The sequence below is a fragment of the Streptococcus sp. SPS1 genome, from assembly GCF_030439915.1.
GTDB lineage: Bacteria > Bacillota > Bacilli > Lactobacillales > Streptococcaceae > Streptococcus.
This window is the reverse complement of sequence record NZ_JAQFJG010000004.1, coordinates 39,291-56,986: the sequence shown is the minus strand read 5'-3', so window position 1 is coordinate 56,986 and position 17,696 is coordinate 39,291. Positions and strand designations below refer to the sequence as shown.

Sequence of the window (17,696 nt, the reverse complement as noted above, 5' to 3'; positions counted from 1 at the left end):
TCGACGCTAGATAAGTCTCGTGACTTCTACCCTCTGGTCGCCTGATAGTAGGGAAGTAAACGTTCATAAGCTTCATCTAATTTTTCTAAAATCACTTCCAATGATTGATTTTCAATAAAAGAAACATCTGCCTTAACTAAAACTTTTCGGATTTCTTGACTGCCTACCTTCTCGACTAAGATCTGACGATTTTCTTCGTTCGCCTCCCACCGTTGACTTTGACCATCAGAGTAGGCTAGATAATAAATCCCTTCTACAACTGGAACTTCTAATACCTTGGTTTGTTTCTCCAAAGTTTGCTCATCTTTCTTGCGCTCGATAAAACTAACTTCTAGTGAGACACCAAAATCAGAGGGTACTCCATACAAACGAAGAGCCATCATAGGTTCTGTCACTTGTCCGTCTCTCTGTAGATAGACCCAAAAATGTGGTCGCAAACGCTGCGCTTGATTCATCCACTGGCTAGTCTGTTGGAGTTGCCATTCTGGATGGCTTGCTTGAAAGGCTTTAGCCAGTTCTGTAAAAGCCTTTCGAGCCTCTTGGCCTTTGTGGCGCAATTCCAGCATTTTCTCTCGCTCTGCTCCTGCTTTGTCAGGATTACGGTACTGCAAACCAGCAAAGTCTAAATAATCTCTTATCTTATTCAACATTAGTTTAATCTCCTCTAGCTAGCAAAAAATCAGGTCAAGCCTGATTTTGTTTATTCTGTATCTACAACGACATAGCGATTTGGCTCATCACCCTCAGAATAACTAGTCACGCCATCCATACGTGAAATAATACGGTGGATAATCTTGCGTTCACTATTCGACATGGGATCTGTTTGATGACTACGCCCTTCTTCTAAAACACGAATCGCCAATTTTTGCGCATAGGTCTGCAAGACTTCTGCACGGTGTTCGACATAATCATTGACATTGATTGTAATGTAGAAGGTTCTTGAATAGCGATTATAAAGATAATTTTGAGCCAATAGTTGCAAGGCCTTCAAAACTTTACCATGATAACCGATAATACGACCTGGTTCATTGGTATCAATTTGTAGATTGATGCTACGACGGTTATAGTCATTTGAAAGTGTGGCTTCAACATCCATGTCATCCACAATCGCTTGAACATAGGCAGTCACATCCGTAGCCACCTGGGCAATATCAAAGCTCGGTTCAACTTTCAAGCCCATCTCTGTCAAGTCTTGATTTTCAGTTTGGTCTTGCTCAGTTTCAAGGTCATCAGCGCCCGCTTCTTCCCTCATCGCTTCCTCGATTTGAAGTTCATTTAAAATCTCAATGTGACCAGTTTCTTCCAAGATAGTGCTGGCATGTCTTTCATGTTTTAAGATTTCAGCCTTGACTTCATCAGAAATACCTTGACCTTCCTCTTCAATCTTTTTAATCACCTCTACAACATGACCCAAATCAACAGTTGCTTCACTAACTGTTTTAACAGGCTCATTCAAATCATTGATTTTTTTCGGAACACCTTTTACTGCCTGTTGGTTTGCTTTGACAACAGTCGTTTCACTAATAGCTTCAATGTCAACCTGGGCTGGTTTTTTACCAAATAAACCAAGAAAGCCTTTTTTCTCCCTGGAAATGACTTTAATATGTGCCTTCTTCCTTGGAATATCTAATTTTTTCAGTCCTTTTTGGATTGCTTCTTCAACAGTTGAACCTGTAAATACTACCATTACCAGATTCCTCCTTATTATTTCGTTTTCTGAGCCTTTTTCTTGGCTTTTCTTTTTCTATTTTCCAAATCTTTCTGTGCCTGAACTACCGCCTCGCGCTCTGCGATAATCTTGAATGGATTGTTCAAGAAATAGGTTTGCAAGACTTGATAAGCATTGGACACTGTCCAGTATAGGGCGACTCCACCTGGCGCATAAACTGCAAAGATAAAAATCAAGACCGGAATACCGTACATCATCACCGTCGTAGCTCCATTACGCTCAGACAAGGCTTTGTTGGACAACCAAGTACTTAAAAAGGTAAATACTGCTGCTAAAATCGGAAGCACAAATGTTGTATCCACACCACCAAGGTTAATCCATAAGAAATGACCTGTCTTTAAAAAGTCAACTCTTGATAGAGCTTGGAACAAGGCCAAAATAACCGGCATCTGAATCAAAATCGGCCAAAGAGAATCTGACTGTCTGACACCCATTTCTTTAAAGACTTTACGCATTTCTTGCTCTAGCTTGGTTCTGCTCTCCATATCTCGACCTGGATATTGTTCTCGCAACGCCTTAATGCGTGGCTGAGCTTCCTGCATTTTCCTAGAAGCCACCATTTGCACCTGAAAGACTGGCAAGAGGACTGTACGAATCAAGATTGTAAAGAGAATAATCCCCACTCCGATACTGATATCAAACGATAAAAAGCGAATGATTTCCGCAAAGAAGTAAACAAATTTACTCCAAAAATCAGTCGAATCTGCCGTAATATCGCTAGTTGTCCCATTAGTCGCACAAGCTGTCATGATTAATAGAGACAGTCCTAGCAAACTAGTCAACTGTAGTTTCTTTTTCACTCCCATTTCCTTCCTGGTAAATCTTTGATAATTTTAATACGTGGAGTAGATTTTTCTCCATCTCTGCGTATCCCAAGGTTTCGACTCCTTTTCGAGCAATGACAACAAAGTCGACATCTTCTACCAGACTCCCTTTTGCATTCTGGATAATATGTCGAATTCGTCGCTTGATTTGATTTCTAGTGACGGCATTCCCCAGTTTTTTGCTAACTGATAGACCTACTCGAAAATGGTTTTTCTGGTTTTCTAGTTGGTAGACAACAAATTTGCGATTGGCAAAACTTGTCCCCTCCTTGAAAATCGCCTTAAAATCTTTCTCTCTTTTTACACGAAAGTTTTTCTTCAAAACTCAACTCCATCTATTAAATTACTACTATTATACCATATTTTTCAAAAAAGCCAATCATAGCAAGGTTTTGGACAATTTCATCAGAAAAAGGAGCAGGAAAATCTCTTTCCCAACTCCTTGTACGGAATATTTTTACTAGTTTTACTTATTTTTTCAAGCGTTCAACGTCACGGGCAATAACTAGCTCTTCATCTGTTGGAATAACCAATACACGGATCTTCGCTGCCTCTGTTGAGATGTCTCCTGTCACACCAAAGACGTTCTTTTCTGGGTCAACATCACAGCCAAACCAAGAGATACCTGAGATAACATCTTCACGTACATCGGTTGCATTTTCTCCTACACCCGCTGTAAAGATAATAGCATCTGCTCCGTTTAGGACTGCGAGGTATTGACCGATATGTTTTTGGATACGATCAATATAGATTTCATAGGCCAAGGTAGCATCATGATCTCCTGCTTCTTTCGCAGCAATCACATCACGCATATCACTAGATTTACCTGAGACACCCATAAGCCCTGATTCACGATTAAGGACGCGACTAATGTCTTCAGGCGTGTTAAAGTCCTCTGTATATTGCATTAAATAAGGAATAATAGCTGGGTCAATATCTCCTGTACGAGTACCCATCATCACACCACCAAGTGGAGTGAAGCCCATTGAAGTATCGACAGATTGACCACCTTTAACGGCTGTAATAGAAGCACCATTACCGATGTGGCAAGTAATCAATTTCAAATCCTCTAATGGACGTCCCAATAGTTTTGCAGCTTCTCCTGCTACAAACTGGTGACTTGTGCCGTGGGCACCGTATTTACGAACCTTGTTTTCTGTGTAATATTTTGTTGGTAGAGGGTAACGATAAGCTTTCTCTGGCATACTTGTGTGGAATGAAGTATCAAAAACAACTACACTGGTAATGTCTGGCAACAATTCCTTGAAGGCACGAACACCTGCCGCATTGGCTGGATTGTGAAGAGGAGCCAACAAGCTCAACTCTTCAACTTTTTCTAAAACATCTCCCTCAACGACTGTTGATTCTTTAAAATATTCTCCGCCGGCAACAACACGATGTCCAACACCTGTAATCTCATCATAAGCCTTGATAATATCGAAACGAATCAAGTCATCCAATAAGATTTTAACAGCTTGAGTGTGATTTTCGATATCCAAAATTTGTTGTTCAGAACGGCCATCAAATTTTACAGTTGAAATTGAATCTTTCAAACCGATACGTTCAATCAAACCTTTGGCTAACACTTTTTCTTCTGGCATTAAGTATAATTGCCATTTCAAACTTGAACTTCCCGCATTGATTGCAATTGTTTTTGTCATAACACGATACCCCTTTTTAAGCGTTTTCATCTATTATAACAAAATCTATTTTATATTTCAGTATCTTGAGTCCATTTTTGAAAATTTTCTTTAAATTTCATTAAAACACTTGCATCTTGCAAGCTAGCAAGTGGATAAACAAAGGGTTCTACTGCTATTTCATTTTTCTTCTGTAAGATAAAAATAGTCTTAGATTGTTTAGAACTGGCAAAGAGATTTTCAGGTAAACTAATCATAGCAACCAGACTTGCTTCTTCTTTCAACCAGCCTTTCAACAAGTCACTTTGAGGACTGGTCAACAAATCACTCGGAGCGAGAAAAATAGCATATCCATCTGACTTGAGGTACTTAAGCCCTTGTTCCATGAGCAAGTGATGGGCGTAAGTATGTTCTTGACTAGAAGCAACTTGATGGCGCGACGCAACGGCATCATCAGGATAATAGCCGACAGGCAAGTCGCTGATGACCACGTCGCTTTCTTTGAGCATTTGTGGACGAACAGCATCTCCTTGGACAAAGCCAGCCTGCAAACCAATTACATCTGCCATGCTTGCTGCCAAATCAATCAGCAAATCATCCACTTCCATTCCCAAGTAATCCACCTTTTTATCAAGCGAGGTCAAGAAAGTAGCGCCTAGAATTCCCATCCCGGAACCCATTTCGAGGATCGTAATCTCCTTCTCTTTAAACAGCTCTTCCACAATAAACACCAAAAGTAAAGCAATGGTATCTGGTGTAAACTGGTGATTGGCCTGTAGGGGCTCTGTCTGCCCAGCCTTCATCAAGAGAAACTGGTAGGTCTTGAGCCATTCTTCTTTGCGAAGCGCTAAGCGTTTAAGGGCATGATTGTTCTCCTTGACCTGCTCTAACTCAGTCTCACAATCCAGATAGATGCTGTTTTGCTCCACCAAGGCGTCATAAAAGTTGGTCGCCAAATCACTTTGGATGACTTGGACATTCTCTAGTAAATAGGTATAAGCTTGTTCAATTTTTTCAAAATCCATATTCCTATCTTATCAAATTTCCCTTCTTTTTTCCATCCTTATAGAAAGTCCTATATGAAAGAGTATAAATGACAAGTTGGGCATCTAAATCTGATAACAAAAGTTTTTCTATAGACCCTTGGCAGGGATGTTTATTCCGACAAATGGTCATAGAAATATAGCCGCCCAACTTCCCTAGAGAAAAAACGAAGCATGAATTGACTTACTATTTTTACAGAGTTTTCCAAGTGTTATACTAAGTTTCCATTTATATCTTTTCCCATTTTCCCAACAAAATTTTAAAGAGTTTTTATTTATTAGACTTCCTGTGAAACAAAAATATGATACAATAAAATTATGAAGCAAGTAAACAACTAACTGATGCACGATTTAAGCTCCTGGTTGGTGTTCAGCGCACGACTTTTGAAGAGATGTTAGCTGTATTAAAAACAGCTTATCAAGGTAAACACGCAAAAGGGGGACGAAAACTCAAATTAAGCCTAGAAGACCTTCTTATGGCCACTCTTCAATATTTGCGAGAATATCGAACTTATGAACAAATTGCGGCTGATTTTGGTATTCACGAAAGCAACTTAACCCATCGGAGTCAATGGGTTGAAGTAACTCTTGTTCAAAGTGGTTTTACGATTTCAAGAACTCCTCTCAGTTCTGAGGACACGGTAATGATTGATGCGACGGAAGTAAAAATCAATCGCCCTAAAAAAACAATTAGAGAATTATTCTGGTAAAAAGAAATGCCGCGCTATGAAGGTTCAAGCAATTGTCACAAGTCAAGGGAGAATTGTTTTTTGGAGATCACTGTGAACTATTGTCACGATATGAAGTTGTTCAAAATGAGTCGCAGAAATATCGGACAAGCTGGTAAAATCTTGGCTGACAGTGCTTATCAAGGACTCATGAAGATATATCCTCAAGCACAAACTCCGAGGAAATCAAGTAAACTTAAGCCATTAACTCTTGAAGACAAAGCCTGTAACCATGCACTATCTAAGGAGAGCAGCAAGGTTGAGAATATTTTTGCCACAGTAAAAACGTTTAAAATGTTTTCAACAACCTATCGAAATCATCGTAAACGCTTCGGATTACGAATGAATTCGATTGCTGGCATTATCAATCATGAACTAGGATTCTAGTTTTGCAGGAAGTCTAATAATGAAAATAAAGGACTAAAGTAATAACTCTAAATATATCTGATTTTTATAGGACATTTCATAAAAAATCTACATACCTAGAGTCCTATTTAGTTATGTATCCTACATAAAGAGAACGGAATTAATTATCATGAAATTATCTTTGTATAGTGAAGTTGACCATTACCATTCTTTAAGTTCTTATTCTTTAAATGATATTACACATACTGATACCCCAAAAAATATTATTGAAAAGTCTAAAGAAGATAAGTATAGATACCCAATAGTAATACTTAATAAAGACCATAAAGTAATTGGATTTTTTTGCCTACACCTAAACACGGGTCCTAAAGAGTATGGCTATTATCAAAATGATTATGCGCTTATTAGAGGATTTTCTATTGATGATAATTTCAGAAAGCAAGGATATGGTTCTAATGCTCTGAATGAAATATTTGAGTTCATAGACTTAACTTTAAAATTAGAAATTAACCATATTGTATTAGCTGTAAATGAGAAAAATATATTGGCTCAAAAAGCATATAGAAATTCCGGTTTTTTTGTTGTGAAAAAAGATTTAGAAGGAAAAAGGGGGAAATTAATTATTATGGAGAAAAGCAGAAACTAGTGTCATTGCTAGTTTCTGCTTTTCTCTAAGTCTGCTATAAATTTAGTATTCTATCTTATTTACATATTTTGAGAGAAATAATCTATATACTAAACTTTTATGTTTATAATTCATTCCTTTCGTTTCACTCAAGGTACAATACAGAATGAAAAAGTGTTGTGCTCTTTATTTTGTTTTATAATAATAGTGAGAAAGCCTATCACTACTACAAATCACGGGGAGGTGAATAAGTAAGTGGTACAGCCACTACCTCGCATTTTTATAGGTGTCATTCTTTCCATCAAGCACAAGAACTGTGACTAGGAGCACGTAAACTTATAATTGAATAAGCGACTCGTTTGTGAAAGGAAAGAATAGTCAAGGGATAGGCAGACTCAAATTTGGTGAAGGGAGACCCCTCATGTTAAAAGCCAAATTTCAATTTAAAAAATTTTAAAATTTGTTTCGTATTTACTACTCCTTGCCTTTATATTGGATTGATTAACAGAACCTTTCGCGATGTTCCTTAGTAACTTCTTTGTACTAGAAAAATTTAAAAATTCGGATAGGTATCTACCCCGATTATTCATACAAGAAGCATCCAAAATTTCTTTGTCTGATAGAAGATCAATCTGTTTCTCGACTGCTTGACAAACCAAGTTTGCAAGGAAGATATTTTTAGACGAATCGAAAGTTTCTGCTTTGTGGTTAAAATCATGTTTCATGTTTTTAGTTTAGCACAAAGTAGTTTGATTGGCTAGGAATTCTCTTTCTTTTCTGGTTTTTTCTTCTCCGCTTTTTCGCTTGAATCGGTCGCTACCTCTTCCTTTTTATCTCTTTTCTCTTCTTTGATTTTGACGGAAGGAAACAGAAACTCATATTGACTCTTAGGCGTGCGAACCCTCGTCACTAAGCCAGTTTTCTTGTTTTGATAGCTTACCTGACCTAGATTAAAAACCTGTTCCCCACTTTCTTGCTCGGCTTTATACTTGGTTCGTTTAGCCATGGCAAAAGCAACCAACTTTTCTTTATTTAAAGCATAGTCTCGATGGTGGGCGACTTGTCGGTTCAAGTAAAATTGTAACAAAAGACTAAAGATGGCTGCCATGGTGACTGCATAAAGGAGAACACCCGCTTTAACTTTTTTCTTTTTCCACACGATAGATGAACTCCCTTTCTAAGCCTTTTTGGAACTGGAAACGAAAACGAACCAGTTGATTGTCCTCTGTAATCTGAGCGGATTTGAGGCCATAAACCATAGGTTGATAACCTCGTCCACTGGCATCAGTTTTTCGAAAATCATCCGATTTTGACTTACCTATCGCAATTTCCTTGCCATCCTGCTTCATATAGAGGCGGTTGCCCTCCACTTTTTCGAACTGCGAACGGTCTAATTCTGCCTCCAACTGGTCCACAAACAAGAGCCACTCCTTTTGTTCGCTTTGTTGCTGGTAGCGAACTTCTGAAATGAGAAGCTGACTCATAGCTTGAAAGAGAAGTAAACTTCCACTGATGACAATGAGGGCAATCAGGGATTCTAACAGGGTAAAAGCCTTGACCTTATGGCTCTTTGATTGCCAACAACTGTTCTGAACCATGGTAGACCTCCAATCCCTTTTCACTAGAAAACACCTGAATCTCAACTCCGTTGATGTTTACCTGATTTTGACCTGTCTGCAGAGCCATCTTAGCTACCCTCAAGACTTCTTCCTTTTGCAAAACTTTTGCTTCTTCTTGCCTATTTTTCTGAATTTGTCCCAAAAGGAGCGTCGCAATGCTGGCAAAGATAGCTAAAGCAACCACTGCTTCCAGTAAAATCACTGCCCTAATTTTTTGTTTCCTTAATGCGTTTAATTTTTCCATTTCCTAGATATAATTGATAACGAATCATTCCTTTACTGGTCTGAAATTCAACCTTAGCCAGAGACGAATTGCCCCCAGCTCGGTCAAATGTGATACTTTGTCCCGATGGTGCCTGAATCCCTTTAGGAACTGTCAACTTTTGACTGCCATTACTGATCGTCTGCCCATCTAAGTTTAGACTAGTCTTTTGCTGACTGGCTACACTGCGTTTTTGGGTTTCCCGATAGAGTTCTTCAAACTCCATAAAGAAAATCTGCTCCTCTACCGCTGCAAAAGTGGACTGAACAGAGCCTGACAAGCCCAAGGCAAGGATACTCACAAGACCCAAAACCAATAGACTTTCAAACATGGTAAATGCCTTAATCTGCAACGGTTTGACTGGTATTTTGTTTAGCATGGTATTCTTTATAAGCTTTAGCTTGCTCTTCTGTGATTCGCCCATCTGCTTGTAACTTACTTAAGCTAGCATCTTCATTTTTATCTAAGCTATAAAGCTCTGCCTGGCTTTCCACCACCTTAACAACAGCAGCTTTTCCTTTATCGTTGACTGCTTCTTTTTGCTTGGTCAGATTAGGTACAAAGAGTAAGAGAAGCACACTGATGATGAGCAAGACCACCAACATCTCCACAAGTGTGAAAGCTTTAACCTTAGCTTTTTTCAAGAATGTTATCATTTTTTTCATGTTAAAAATTTACCTCCATATTTTGATACATGGGCATCAGCATTGCCGCATAAAGTAAAACGATAATCAGTGCCACAAAGATAAAGACCAGTGGCTGCACCAGATTCATGGTGCGGTTGACTCGGGTAAAAAAGGTTTCCCAAGTTTTTTCAGCATAGATTTCCAACTCACTACCCAGCTTGGACTTGACTTCCCCATACTCGATGATGAGGCTCAACTCCTTCTTAAAGAAAGGATAGGTTGCTATGGTTTGAGAAAATTCGCGGCCACTTTGTAGGGATTGAGCTAGGTCTTGACCGATTTCTTTAAAGAGCTGTGAACCTTGTTCCTGCATGATCTGAAAAATCTGCGTCAGCTCCATTCCCTGCGAAATCATATTCCCCCACTCACGCGCATAATAGGCTGTCAAATAGGTCTGCACAAAGATTCCAAGAAAGGGAAGGCGTGCTAAGATAGAAAAGACGCGCATCTTAGAACTTCTTTTATAAAAAGTTAGTGCTAAAAGGGCAAGTATGGAAACAAACCCTACCATGCCTAGAAAGATTTGTGGCAGATTGCCAATGATTTGGGTGGCAATATTGCTACTATCCAGTTGTGGTAGTAGGTAGTTCCGTAGCCCCAGCATGATTAAGAGAAGAAAACCTAGCAAAATCAAAGGATAAGTCGCTACTTCAATTAGTTTTTTCTTAACCTTGGCCAGATTGTCCAGATACTCTTCTATCTTTCCCAAACTCAGGTGGAGATTTCCATGGACTTCCGCTAGGGATAACTGAGTGACAATGGCACTTGAAAAACCCAAACTTTCCATCATTTCTGAGAATGATTTTCCTTGAGACAAACCCGTGAGCATCTGGGTCACACACTGCTTATCCAACAAGGCACTCCTATCTAAAAAGGAGATAGTCTCCACCAGATGAAAACCGCTGGAAAAGAGATTGTTAAACAGGGTGATGATATTTTTTTGCTTAGCTGTAGCTAATTTTTTCCGTTTCAGCCTGAAGACTTGTGATATGTCCATCTTTAAAAAGCTGGTCAATCTGTTCATTCCAGCTAGTTGGCTGGTGTTCTTGATAGCCTTTGTTTGCAAAGTCAACGATTCCTCCTCCCCCGATTAATCTCTGGTAGCAGACTCCTTGCAGAACGACTGCTAATTCTTCCTCACTCACACCCAACTCCAGCAAGCGCTCATAAACACCTCGAATACTCTTGGCGTGAATGGTTGAAAAGACTGTCGCCCCTGTCAAACTGGCTCTGACCACTGCACGCGCCGTCTCGCTGTCCCGAATTTCTCCGATAATCAAGAGGTCTGGCCGATGACGTAAGGAAAGTTTTATCAGATTTTCATAGGTTAGTCCGATTGCCTCATTCAACTGTAATTGGAGCATGTCATCCTGCTTGATTTCGACAGGATCTTCGATGGACATAACTTGCTGTCCTTTAAAGAGAGATTTAGCCAATTCGTGCATTAAGGTTGTCTTACCACTGCCGACTGGACCAGCAAAAAGATAGAGTCCCCGTTGCCTGTACTGCTTGCCCAGTTCTTCAATATCCTGAAACCAAAAATGCAACTCCTGCTTCTCATCATGCAACAAACGAATGACTAAACTCTCATGCCCTCGATAATCACCTACAGTAGATAAACGTAGGGACGCCATCTTCTGATCATATTCATAATCACAGGAACCAAGTTGACTGCGTCGCTTTTCTCCCACATTCATACCCGCCACAAACTTAAAGTGACTGATGACGGCCGCAAATTTTTCAAAGTCATAACAACCGATTTTACAGCGCTCATCTCCGACTCTCATATGAAGCTCATAGGCGTCTAACTTGGGGACAAAATAAATGTCTTGCGCTCCTTTTTTCCGAGCCGAACGAATGATTTCTTGTGCAATTTCTTGAACCATACTTACCTCCTCACCTATACTATTCGCAAAGATTTGGGAAAATAAAAAAAGCAACTCCAAAAAAGTTACTTTTTCTCTATTTTAATTTCATACGGCAAGAACGATGCCTTTCCCGACCGGTTTGTTTTTCATAGCCTGGGCGTAGTTTTTCATCTGGGATAACCTGCTCATCCTGCAAAAGAGCCAAAGAATGGTATTGTTGTAAATAGTCATCACATTCATCACACCAGCGTTGGTCTTCTGGATCCCAAAAAATGGTCATCAAGTCACTTCTGCTTTTATAAAGAGGGGATTCTTGTTCTAATTTAAACCAGCAAGTTTTGTAGTATTTGAGAGCATCATAATACTGGTCAAATTTCTTACTTGCTACAATATCTTCTTCCCAACCTTCTAAGAACCACCACGGTTCAAAATCTCCGTACATTTCTATAACACGATACATATTCATTCATTCCTTTGTACCGTATATTATAACCAATTCCGCCAGACAAGAAAAGAAATATGCTCATTCTTAATTTTTTGATAAAAAATCCAGTCATCTGATGGATGACTGAATTTCTATTTGCTTGTGTTCCAAAATCTTTTTACTACCTAGGCTTCAGAAATATCGTTTTCGATGATGACCTTAATTGCATGGTGGTCTGCTGCCTTACTGAAGACTTCATAGGCTTTTTCAATTTCACTGAGTTTGAAATAGTGAGTTACCAATTTTTCTGGTTCAATCTTATGACTTTCAAGTGCTTTCAACAATTGTGGAGTTGTATTTGTAGATACCAAACCAGTTGTTACATTGATGTTGCGAATCCAAAGTTTGTCTAAATCAAATTCAACTGGTTTACCATGTACACCACAGTTGGCAACTGTTCCGTCTACACCAATAATCTTTTGACAGAAATCAAATGTTGCAGGAATACCAACAGCTTCGATAGCGACATCTACACCACGGCCATCTGTCAAATCATAAATTTCTTTAATGGCTTTTTCAGGGTCTGAAGAATTAACCTTGTGAGTCGCACCAAATGATACAGCAGTTTCCAAGCGGTTATCGTCTAAGTCCACCATAATCAATTTAGCTGGTGAGTAGAATTGAGCTGTTAAAAGAGCAGCCAATCCAACTGGACCTGAACCAATAATGGCTACGCTGCAACCAGGTTCTACTTCCCCTTTCAAGACACCAATTTCATATCCAGTAGGTAGAATGTCTGATAGCATAACCAAGGCTTCATCTGACAAGTCTTCTGGAGTGTGGTAAAGAGTATTATCTGCATGAGGGACACGTAGATATTCAGCCTGCATACCATCAATTAAGTGACCGAAAATCCAGCCCCCTTCGTCTTCACAGTGGGCATAAATTCCTTTTTTACAGTAGTAGCATTTACCACAGGCACAGACACAAGAAATCAAGACCTTGTCGCCTTTTTTGAAGTTAGAAACTCCTTCCCCAACTTCTTCAACAATCCCAATCCCTTCGTGACCAAGAATGGTACCACTTTGGCAAGCAGGAACATCCCCTTTGATAATATGGAGGTCTGTTCCACAAATAGTGGTTTTTACGATACGCACAATAGCGTCTGTTGGCTTACGAATAACTGGTTTGTCTACATCAACAAAAGAAGCAAGTCCTGGTTTAACATAAGTATAGGCTTTCATAAAGCACTCCTCCGTTTTTTTATTTGTACTATTTATAATATAATTGTAAACCTTTTCATTTGCTTGTTCAAGATTTTTTGTGATATTTTTAACTTTTTCATTTACCGGTAAAGTAATATAGATAAAAAAGCAGAAGCTAGTCTCTAACTTCTGCCTTCTCTCTTATGCTTGATAACGTTTCACACCGTCTAGGTAGGTTGCTACCAATTCCAAATCTTTATCTAGTACGATAAAGTCAGCATCGTAGCCTTCACGGATTTGACCACAGACATCATCGATGTGAACGGATTTTGCTGGGTTGAGGCTGGCCATCATGACCGCTTCGTGTGGATTTGCAATACCCCACTCGACTACATTTCTCATACCATCTTTAAGTTTGAGGATAGAACCTGCCAAATTACCAGTAGATTTGAGACGTGCAGTTCCATTTGCTACTACAACAGGGAATTCTCCCAACATATAGTCACCGTCTTCAAGCCCACCAGCTGTCATACAGTCCGTAATAAGAGCGATGTTTTCTGTCCCCTTTTGCTTAAGTAAAATCTCACAAGCTTTTGGATCTACGTGATAACCATCACAAATCAATTCTGCGTAAGTATGTGGGAGCTCATACATAGCTCCTACCATACCGAGTTCGCGGTGTGTTAAACCACGCATCCCATTATAGGCATGTACCCATACACTAGCTCCAGCATCAACTGCCTTCTTAGCTTGTTCAAATGTCGCATCTGAGTGTCCAAGTGCAACTGTCACACCTTCACCTGTAATAGTACGTACAAAATCTTCCACCCCATCACGTTCTGGTGCAATAGCGATCTTATTTAGCATCCCTTTTGCAGCATCCTGCCAAGAATGAAACTCCTCAACACCCGGGTCTCTCATATAAGTTGGATTTTGTGCCCCCTTAAAAGTTTCTGTGAAATATGGACCTTCATAATAAATCCCACGAATCTTAGCACCTGTTGCTTCTTTATAATGGTTTCCAAGATTTTCAGTGACTGCAAGCAATTGCTCATAAGTGGCTGTTAAAGTTGTGGGCAAGAAACTGGTAACACCGGTACTAAGAAGTCCTTCACTCATAGTATGCAATGTCCCTTCAATGTTGTTGTCCATCACATCTACACCTGCATATCCATGAATATGAGTATCCACAAGACCTGGTGCAATGCTATAACCTGTATAGTCAATCACCTCTGCTCCTTCAGGAATTTGCTCTACATGTTTTCCAAACTTGCCGTCCACAAGTTCCAAGTATCCACCACGACGAACCCCGTGTGGGTAGAAAAATTGATCTGCTTTAATATAGTTAGGCATAATGTTAACCTCCTTAAAAGATTGATTCTACAATTTATTATGTCAATTACATTATAAACCTTTCTTTTTTATTTGTAAATGGTATAGACCTATTTTCTAGAGATATTTTAAAAGAGCTGGATTTCTCCAACTCTTTTCTCTGTAATACAGGTTATTTTGATTTGACTGGTTTGTCTTGAGCTGTTTGCAAGGCTGTAGCAATGGTATCTGCATACAATTTTGCTCCTACTTCAATAGTGCTAGTGTCACTTCCGAAATGGACTTGGTCTGTTCCTGCCCAGATTTCTGGATGCTCTTTCGCAACTTGATTCCAATCTGCTATCGTAATGTAAGGTGTCTTCTCTGCCAATTCTCTCATATAGGCAGCCGCCTTCTCAACGATGGCATAGGTCTCTTTTGTCTTATCTCCCTCATAAGGAGTCACCAAAACCATATGATGGCCCTTAGGAAGATTTTTCACGATACTGTCCCAGTCTTCCTTGTAATTTTCAGGATTATTTACCCCAGTCGCAATGACCACCATCTTAGGTAAAAATTTATTCTGGCTATTGTTTAGCATGATTTCATTGGCATTCTTGGTTGTTCTGCTGACCTGAGCATTTATCTGTGCTCCTGGAAGGGCTGTCTGCAAAGCTGTATTTGCCCTTAAAGCCACTGAGTCACCAATTAACATAGTACCATCAGCAATCCCCAAACTATCAGCTTCTGCTCGTTCTGCCATCACTTTTGTTTGGGCAATATTTGTTGCAGCTTGCTTCAAGCCATTGACAGTTAAATCTGTCTCAAACGCTCCCACTTGTGGTGCCAACAGAGTTACTAAGAAGACAATGAAGGCCAAGATTCCTGTACTTGTTGCAAGAATTGCGTGAATATAAGGCAGGGGACGAAGAGTTTGTATAATAGGTGTGTTCTTGCCTGCAATCCACGGCTCCAATACATAGAATGATAGGCTAGCAAAGCCATAAGAAAAAATCAAAGTCAGTAATACAGCAAGAAGATTTGATGTCAACTGTGAAAAAATGATATAGAAAGGCCAATGGAAAAGATAAACCGCATAGCTAGTATCCGCTAAAAAGCTGATCATCTTTGGCTCCTGCACGTTAGGAGTCTTTTCATGTAAGACACGCGCCGCCAGAATCATAGCAAGAGCTGCAAGGCTGGCAAGCAAGAAGCCAATAAGATAGGCAAAGAGATAGGTAAATTTGACAAAGAAGGTCAAAATGAGTAAGAAGGCAAAACCTCCTGCAAAAATCAACAGGGTCTTTCGTAAATCCCAGATTTTATCCAACTGCTTGACGAGGGAAGTCGTCTGACGAACGCCTACAATAGTTGCTAGGATACTTCCCAAAAAGAATGGATAGACATGAGTTAAACTGGAGAAGTAAACAGAGGAATAAGAGGTTACTAGAAAACTACCAATAAACATGGAGAAGAAGCTGATCAAGAAGGCAGTGGCAGATAAAAGAAAAACCATCCCCTTCAACTGACCATTTGATTTAGCCTGTTTAGATAAGAACCAAACTGCCAATCCCCAAAGAATATAGTAGTGAACCTCAACGGCCAAGCTCCAATTATGAACAAACAAATGAGGAATGAACTGAGATTCATAACTCCCACCTGTTAGAAGTTCATAGAAGTTGGTCATAAAGCCTAAGACACCTGCAATCTGACCCCCAATTCCAGCTACATAATCTTGTCGAACTAAGAAAGTAAAGGGCATGGTTACCAAGACCATCAAAACCACAGGTGGAACAATCCGATAAAAGCGTCTCCTAAAAAATCCAATCAAGTCAATCTCGTGATTCTTAGAAAATTCTTCGATGAGTAGAGCCGTAATCAGGAAGCCTGAAAACGTGAAAAAGACATCTACCCCGAAAAAACCTCCAGGAAAGATGGTCTGAAAGAAGTGATACAAGAGTACCAAAAGTAAACCTATAATCCTAATCAAGGAAAACCATTTAATGCGCATACGAGTTTATTCTTCCTTTCATTGTACACTTTATTCTATCAAAAAAAGAAGAAAAATCCTAAGAGAAAACTTAGGATTTTTAGCTTATATCAATTCCATTTTAGAAATTGCGTCCTGACTTATTATAGCCATATTTTTCCACAAAATACTCACGAAATTCCAAGAGATTGTCAGCCATGATGGCTTGTCGCACTTGCTTCATCAGGTTGAGTAAGAAGTAAAGATTGTGGTAGCTAGTCAAGCGGATACCAAAGGTTTCATCGGCCTTGAGCAGGTGACGAAGGTAGGCGCGTGTATAGTTCTTACATGTGTAGCAATCACACTCAGGATCCAGTGGCGTAAAGTCCTCAGCAAACTGGGCATTCTTGACAACCAAACGCCCCTGACTGGTCATACAAGTTCCGTTACGAGCAATACGAGTCGGCAGGACGCAGTCAAACATATCCACCCCACGAATCACACCATCAATCAAGCTATCTGGTGCTCCGACCCCCATCAAATAGCGAGGTTTATTTTCAGGTAGCAATTGAGTTGTAAAGTCCAAGACTGCATTCATCTCTTCATGGGTTTCTCCCACTGCCAAACCACCGATAGAGTAGCCTGGAAAATCCATGCTGACAAGGTCATGAGCCGATTGGCGACGCAAATCTTCAAATCCTGCTCCCTGCACAATCCCAAATAATCCTTGGTCATGCGGACGACGATGAGCCTTCAAACCACGCTCAGCCCAACGGCTGGTACGCTCAATTGATTTCTTAACGTAGTCGTATGGTTGATAAAACTGAGGACATTCATCAAAGGACATCATGATGTCTGAACCTAGATTATTCTGAATAGAGATAGCTTTTTCTGGCGATAAGAACATCTTGGAACCATTGAGATGGTTTTTAAAGGTTACTCCTTCTTCTGTGATATTACGGCTATCTGCTAAGGAATAAACCTGAAAACCACCACTATCTGTCAAAATAGGCTGGTCCCAATTCATGAATTTGTGGAGACCACCAGCGCGTGCAATGAGTTCATCTCCAGGACGAAGCCAGAGATGATAAGTGTTTGACAGGATAATCCCTGAACCCATCTCCTTCAATTCTTCAGGCGACTGAGTTTTGACAGTGGCTTGTGTCCCAACTGGCATAAACATAGGTGTTGGGAAGGTACCGTGGGGAGTGATGATTTCCCCCAGACGAGCTCCCGTGTGTTTTTCTTTCTTAATCAAACGATATTTGATTGGTGAATCTGACATTTTTTACCTCCGAAGCTGGGAAAGACAGTCCCAGTTCATACTTTGTGCCCAAGGGCATACTGTATGATTTTATCAAAAAAAGCCGGAACTGTCACGAACTATGGTATAATGA

Annotated in this window: 19 protein-coding genes and 2 pseudogenes; 2 read left to right on the top strand and 19 right to left on the bottom strand. The window is 39.8% G+C overall.

Going from position 1 to position 17,696, the window contains the following annotated elements; genetic code table 11:
- Positions 1-26: 26 nt before the first annotated feature.
- The 6 genes from PCY12_RS04640 to PCY12_RS04615 form a co-directional block, all read right to left on the bottom strand.
- Entirely contained in the window at positions 27-650 is a 624-nt protein-coding gene (locus PCY12_RS04640) for an HI_0552 family protein (protein WP_301351813.1), read from the bottom strand.
- A gap of 50 nt (positions 651-700) precedes the next feature.
- Positions 701-1,687, bottom strand: a complete 987-nt coding sequence (gene jag, locus PCY12_RS04635; RefSeq protein ID WP_301351811.1) for an RNA-binding cell elongation regulator Jag/EloR — start codon at positions 1,685-1,687, stop codon at positions 701-703.
- Positions 1,688-1,704: 17 nt separating this feature from the next.
- Positions 1,705-2,529, bottom strand: a complete 825-nt coding sequence (locus PCY12_RS04630; RefSeq protein WP_301351810.1) for a membrane protein insertase YidC — start codon at positions 2,527-2,529, stop codon at positions 1,705-1,707.
- On the bottom strand, positions 2,504-2,875 hold the full coding sequence (gene rnpA, locus PCY12_RS04625; protein ID WP_000739245.1) for a ribonuclease P protein component: 372 nt from the start codon (positions 2,873-2,875) through the stop codon (positions 2,504-2,506). The genes PCY12_RS04630 and rnpA overlap by 26 nt, the downstream gene beginning before the upstream one ends.
- 148 nt (positions 2,876-3,023) lie before the next feature.
- Positions 3,024-4,214 (bottom strand): acetate kinase, encoded by a 1,191-nt coding sequence (locus PCY12_RS04620; protein ID WP_301351809.1) that lies wholly within the window; start codon positions 4,212-4,214, stop codon positions 3,024-3,026.
- Between the two features lie 50 nt (positions 4,215-4,264).
- The gene (locus PCY12_RS04615) at positions 4,265-5,218 is read right to left on the bottom strand and encodes a class I SAM-dependent methyltransferase (RefSeq protein ID WP_301351808.1); all 954 of its coding nucleotides are present in this window, start codon (positions 5,216-5,218) and stop codon (positions 4,265-4,267) included.
- A gap of 377 nt (positions 5,219-5,595) precedes the next feature.
- On the opposite strand from PCY12_RS04615, the pseudogene PCY12_RS04610 reads away from it, so the two are divergent.
- Positions 5,596-6,351: pseudogene (locus tag PCY12_RS04610) on the top strand (IS5 family transposase).
- 148 nt (positions 6,352-6,499) lie between these two features.
- Complete coding sequence (locus tag PCY12_RS04605) at positions 6,500-6,976, top strand: GNAT family N-acetyltransferase (RefSeq protein ID WP_301351806.1); 477 nt, start codon at positions 6,500-6,502, stop codon at positions 6,974-6,976.
- Positions 6,977-7,554: 578 nt separating this feature from the next.
- On the opposite strand, the pseudogene PCY12_RS04600 reads toward PCY12_RS04605, so the two are convergent.
- The 13 genes and pseudogenes from PCY12_RS04600 to tgt all read right to left on the bottom strand — a co-directional run.
- Positions 7,555-7,680, bottom strand: a pseudogene (locus PCY12_RS04600) (SAM-dependent methyltransferase); the annotation flags it as partial.
- Between the two features lie 32 nt (positions 7,681-7,712).
- Positions 7,713-8,114 (bottom strand): competence type IV pilus minor pilin ComGG, encoded by a 402-nt coding sequence (comGG, locus tag PCY12_RS04595; protein WP_301351804.1) that lies wholly within the window; start codon positions 8,112-8,114, stop codon positions 7,713-7,715.
- Entirely contained in the window at positions 8,092-8,553 is a 462-nt protein-coding gene (gene comGF, locus PCY12_RS04590; RefSeq protein ID WP_301351802.1) for a competence type IV pilus minor pilin ComGF, read from the bottom strand. Before comGF ends, comGG begins: the two co-directional genes overlap by 23 nt.
- The gene (gene comGE, locus PCY12_RS04585; RefSeq protein WP_261195465.1) at positions 8,516-8,818 is read right to left on the bottom strand and encodes a competence type IV pilus minor pilin ComGE; all 303 of its coding nucleotides are present in this window, start codon (positions 8,816-8,818) and stop codon (positions 8,516-8,518) included. The genes comGF and comGE overlap by 38 nt, the downstream gene beginning before the upstream one ends.
- Complete coding sequence (comGD, locus tag PCY12_RS04580) at positions 8,781-9,215, bottom strand: competence type IV pilus minor pilin ComGD (RefSeq protein ID WP_301351801.1); 435 nt, start codon at positions 9,213-9,215, stop codon at positions 8,781-8,783. Before comGD ends, comGE begins: the two co-directional genes overlap by 38 nt.
- On the bottom strand, positions 9,178-9,501 hold the full coding sequence (comGC, locus tag PCY12_RS04575; protein WP_173278621.1) for a comG operon protein ComGC: 324 nt from the start codon (positions 9,499-9,501) through the stop codon (positions 9,178-9,180). The genes comGD and comGC overlap by 38 nt, the downstream gene beginning before the upstream one ends.
- A gap of 1 nt (position 9,502) precedes the next feature.
- The gene (gene comGB, locus PCY12_RS04570; protein WP_301351867.1) at positions 9,503-10,519 is read right to left on the bottom strand and encodes a competence type IV pilus assembly protein ComGB; all 1,017 of its coding nucleotides are present in this window, start codon (positions 10,517-10,519) and stop codon (positions 9,503-9,505) included.
- Positions 10,467-11,408 carry a competence type IV pilus ATPase ComGA gene (gene comGA / locus PCY12_RS04565; RefSeq protein ID WP_301351799.1) on the bottom strand — a complete coding sequence of 314 codons (942 nt, stop codon included), beginning with the start codon at positions 11,406-11,408 and terminating at the stop codon, positions 10,467-10,469. Before comGA ends, comGB begins: the two co-directional genes overlap by 53 nt.
- Before the next feature lie 76 nt (positions 11,409-11,484).
- On the bottom strand, positions 11,485-11,850 hold the full coding sequence (locus tag PCY12_RS04560; protein WP_301351798.1) for a DUF1033 family protein: 366 nt from the start codon (positions 11,848-11,850) through the stop codon (positions 11,485-11,487).
- A gap of 149 nt (positions 11,851-11,999) precedes the next feature.
- Positions 12,000-13,058, bottom strand: a complete 1,059-nt coding sequence (locus tag PCY12_RS04555; RefSeq protein ID WP_173214454.1) for a zinc-dependent alcohol dehydrogenase family protein — start codon at positions 13,056-13,058, stop codon at positions 12,000-12,002.
- 162 nt (positions 13,059-13,220) lie between these two features.
- On the bottom strand, positions 13,221-14,372 hold the full coding sequence (gene nagA / locus PCY12_RS04550; protein WP_173214452.1) for an N-acetylglucosamine-6-phosphate deacetylase: 1,152 nt from the start codon (positions 14,370-14,372) through the stop codon (positions 13,221-13,223).
- 151 nt (positions 14,373-14,523) lie between these two features.
- The gene (locus PCY12_RS04545) at positions 14,524-16,341 is read right to left on the bottom strand and encodes an acyltransferase family protein (RefSeq protein ID WP_120164283.1); all 1,818 of its coding nucleotides are present in this window, start codon (positions 16,339-16,341) and stop codon (positions 14,524-14,526) included.
- Between the two features lie 100 nt (positions 16,342-16,441).
- The gene (gene tgt, locus PCY12_RS04540; protein ID WP_173250001.1) at positions 16,442-17,584 is read right to left on the bottom strand and encodes a tRNA guanosine(34) transglycosylase Tgt; all 1,143 of its coding nucleotides are present in this window, start codon (positions 17,582-17,584) and stop codon (positions 16,442-16,444) included.
- Positions 17,585-17,696 lie beyond the last annotated feature (112 nt).

What these genes read in the sequence shown, in the direction of transcription:
- comGB (WP_301351867.1), bottom strand. Translation starts at nt 10,519, where the DNA reads ATGGACATATCACAAGTCTTCAGGCTGAAACGGAAAAAATTAGCTACA.
- comGC (WP_173278621.1), bottom strand. Translation starts at nt 9,501, where the DNA reads ATGAAAAAAATGATAACATTCTTGAAAAAAGCTAAGGTTAAAGCTTTC.
- comGD (WP_301351801.1), bottom strand. Translation starts at nt 9,215, where the DNA reads ATGCTAAACAAAATACCAGTCAAACCGTTGCAGATTAAGGCATTTACC.
- comGF (WP_301351802.1), bottom strand. Translation starts at nt 8,553, where the DNA reads ATGGTTCAGAACAGTTGTTGGCAATCAAAGAGCCATAAGGTCAAGGCT.
- PCY12_RS04640 (WP_301351813.1), bottom strand. Translation starts at nt 650, where the DNA reads ATGTTGAATAAGATAAGAGATTATTTAGACTTTGCTGGTTTGCAGTAC.
- PCY12_RS04615 (WP_301351808.1), bottom strand. Translation starts at nt 5,218, where the DNA reads ATGGATTTTGAAAAAATTGAACAAGCTTATACCTATTTACTAGAGAAT.
- PCY12_RS04555 (WP_173214454.1), bottom strand. Translation starts at nt 13,058, where the DNA reads ATGAAAGCCTATACTTATGTTAAACCAGGACTTGCTTCTTTTGTTGAT.
- nagA (WP_173214452.1), bottom strand. Translation starts at nt 14,372, where the DNA reads ATGCCTAACTATATTAAAGCAGATCAATTTTTCTACCCACACGGGGTT.
- jag (WP_301351811.1), bottom strand. Translation starts at nt 1,687, where the DNA reads ATGGTAGTATTTACAGGTTCAACTGTTGAAGAAGCAATCCAAAAAGGA.
- tgt (WP_173250001.1), bottom strand. Translation starts at nt 17,584, where the DNA reads ATGTCAGATTCACCAATCAAATATCGTTTGATTAAGAAAGAAAAACAC.
- comGA (WP_301351799.1), bottom strand. Translation starts at nt 11,408, where the DNA reads ATGGTTCAAGAAATTGCACAAGAAATCATTCGTTCGGCTCGGAAAAAA.
- PCY12_RS04560 (WP_301351798.1), bottom strand. Translation starts at nt 11,850, where the DNA reads ATGTATCGTGTTATAGAAATGTACGGAGATTTTGAACCGTGGTGGTTC.
- PCY12_RS04605 (WP_301351806.1), top strand. Translation starts at nt 6,500, where the DNA reads ATGAAATTATCTTTGTATAGTGAAGTTGACCATTACCATTCTTTAAGT.
- comGE (WP_261195465.1), bottom strand. Translation starts at nt 8,818, where the DNA reads ATGGAAAAATTAAACGCATTAAGGAAACAAAAAATTAGGGCAGTGATT.
- PCY12_RS04545 (WP_120164283.1), bottom strand. Translation starts at nt 16,341, where the DNA reads ATGCGCATTAAATGGTTTTCCTTGATTAGGATTATAGGTTTACTTTTG.
- PCY12_RS04620 (WP_301351809.1), bottom strand. Translation starts at nt 4,214, where the DNA reads ATGACAAAAACAATTGCAATCAATGCGGGAAGTTCAAGTTTGAAATGG.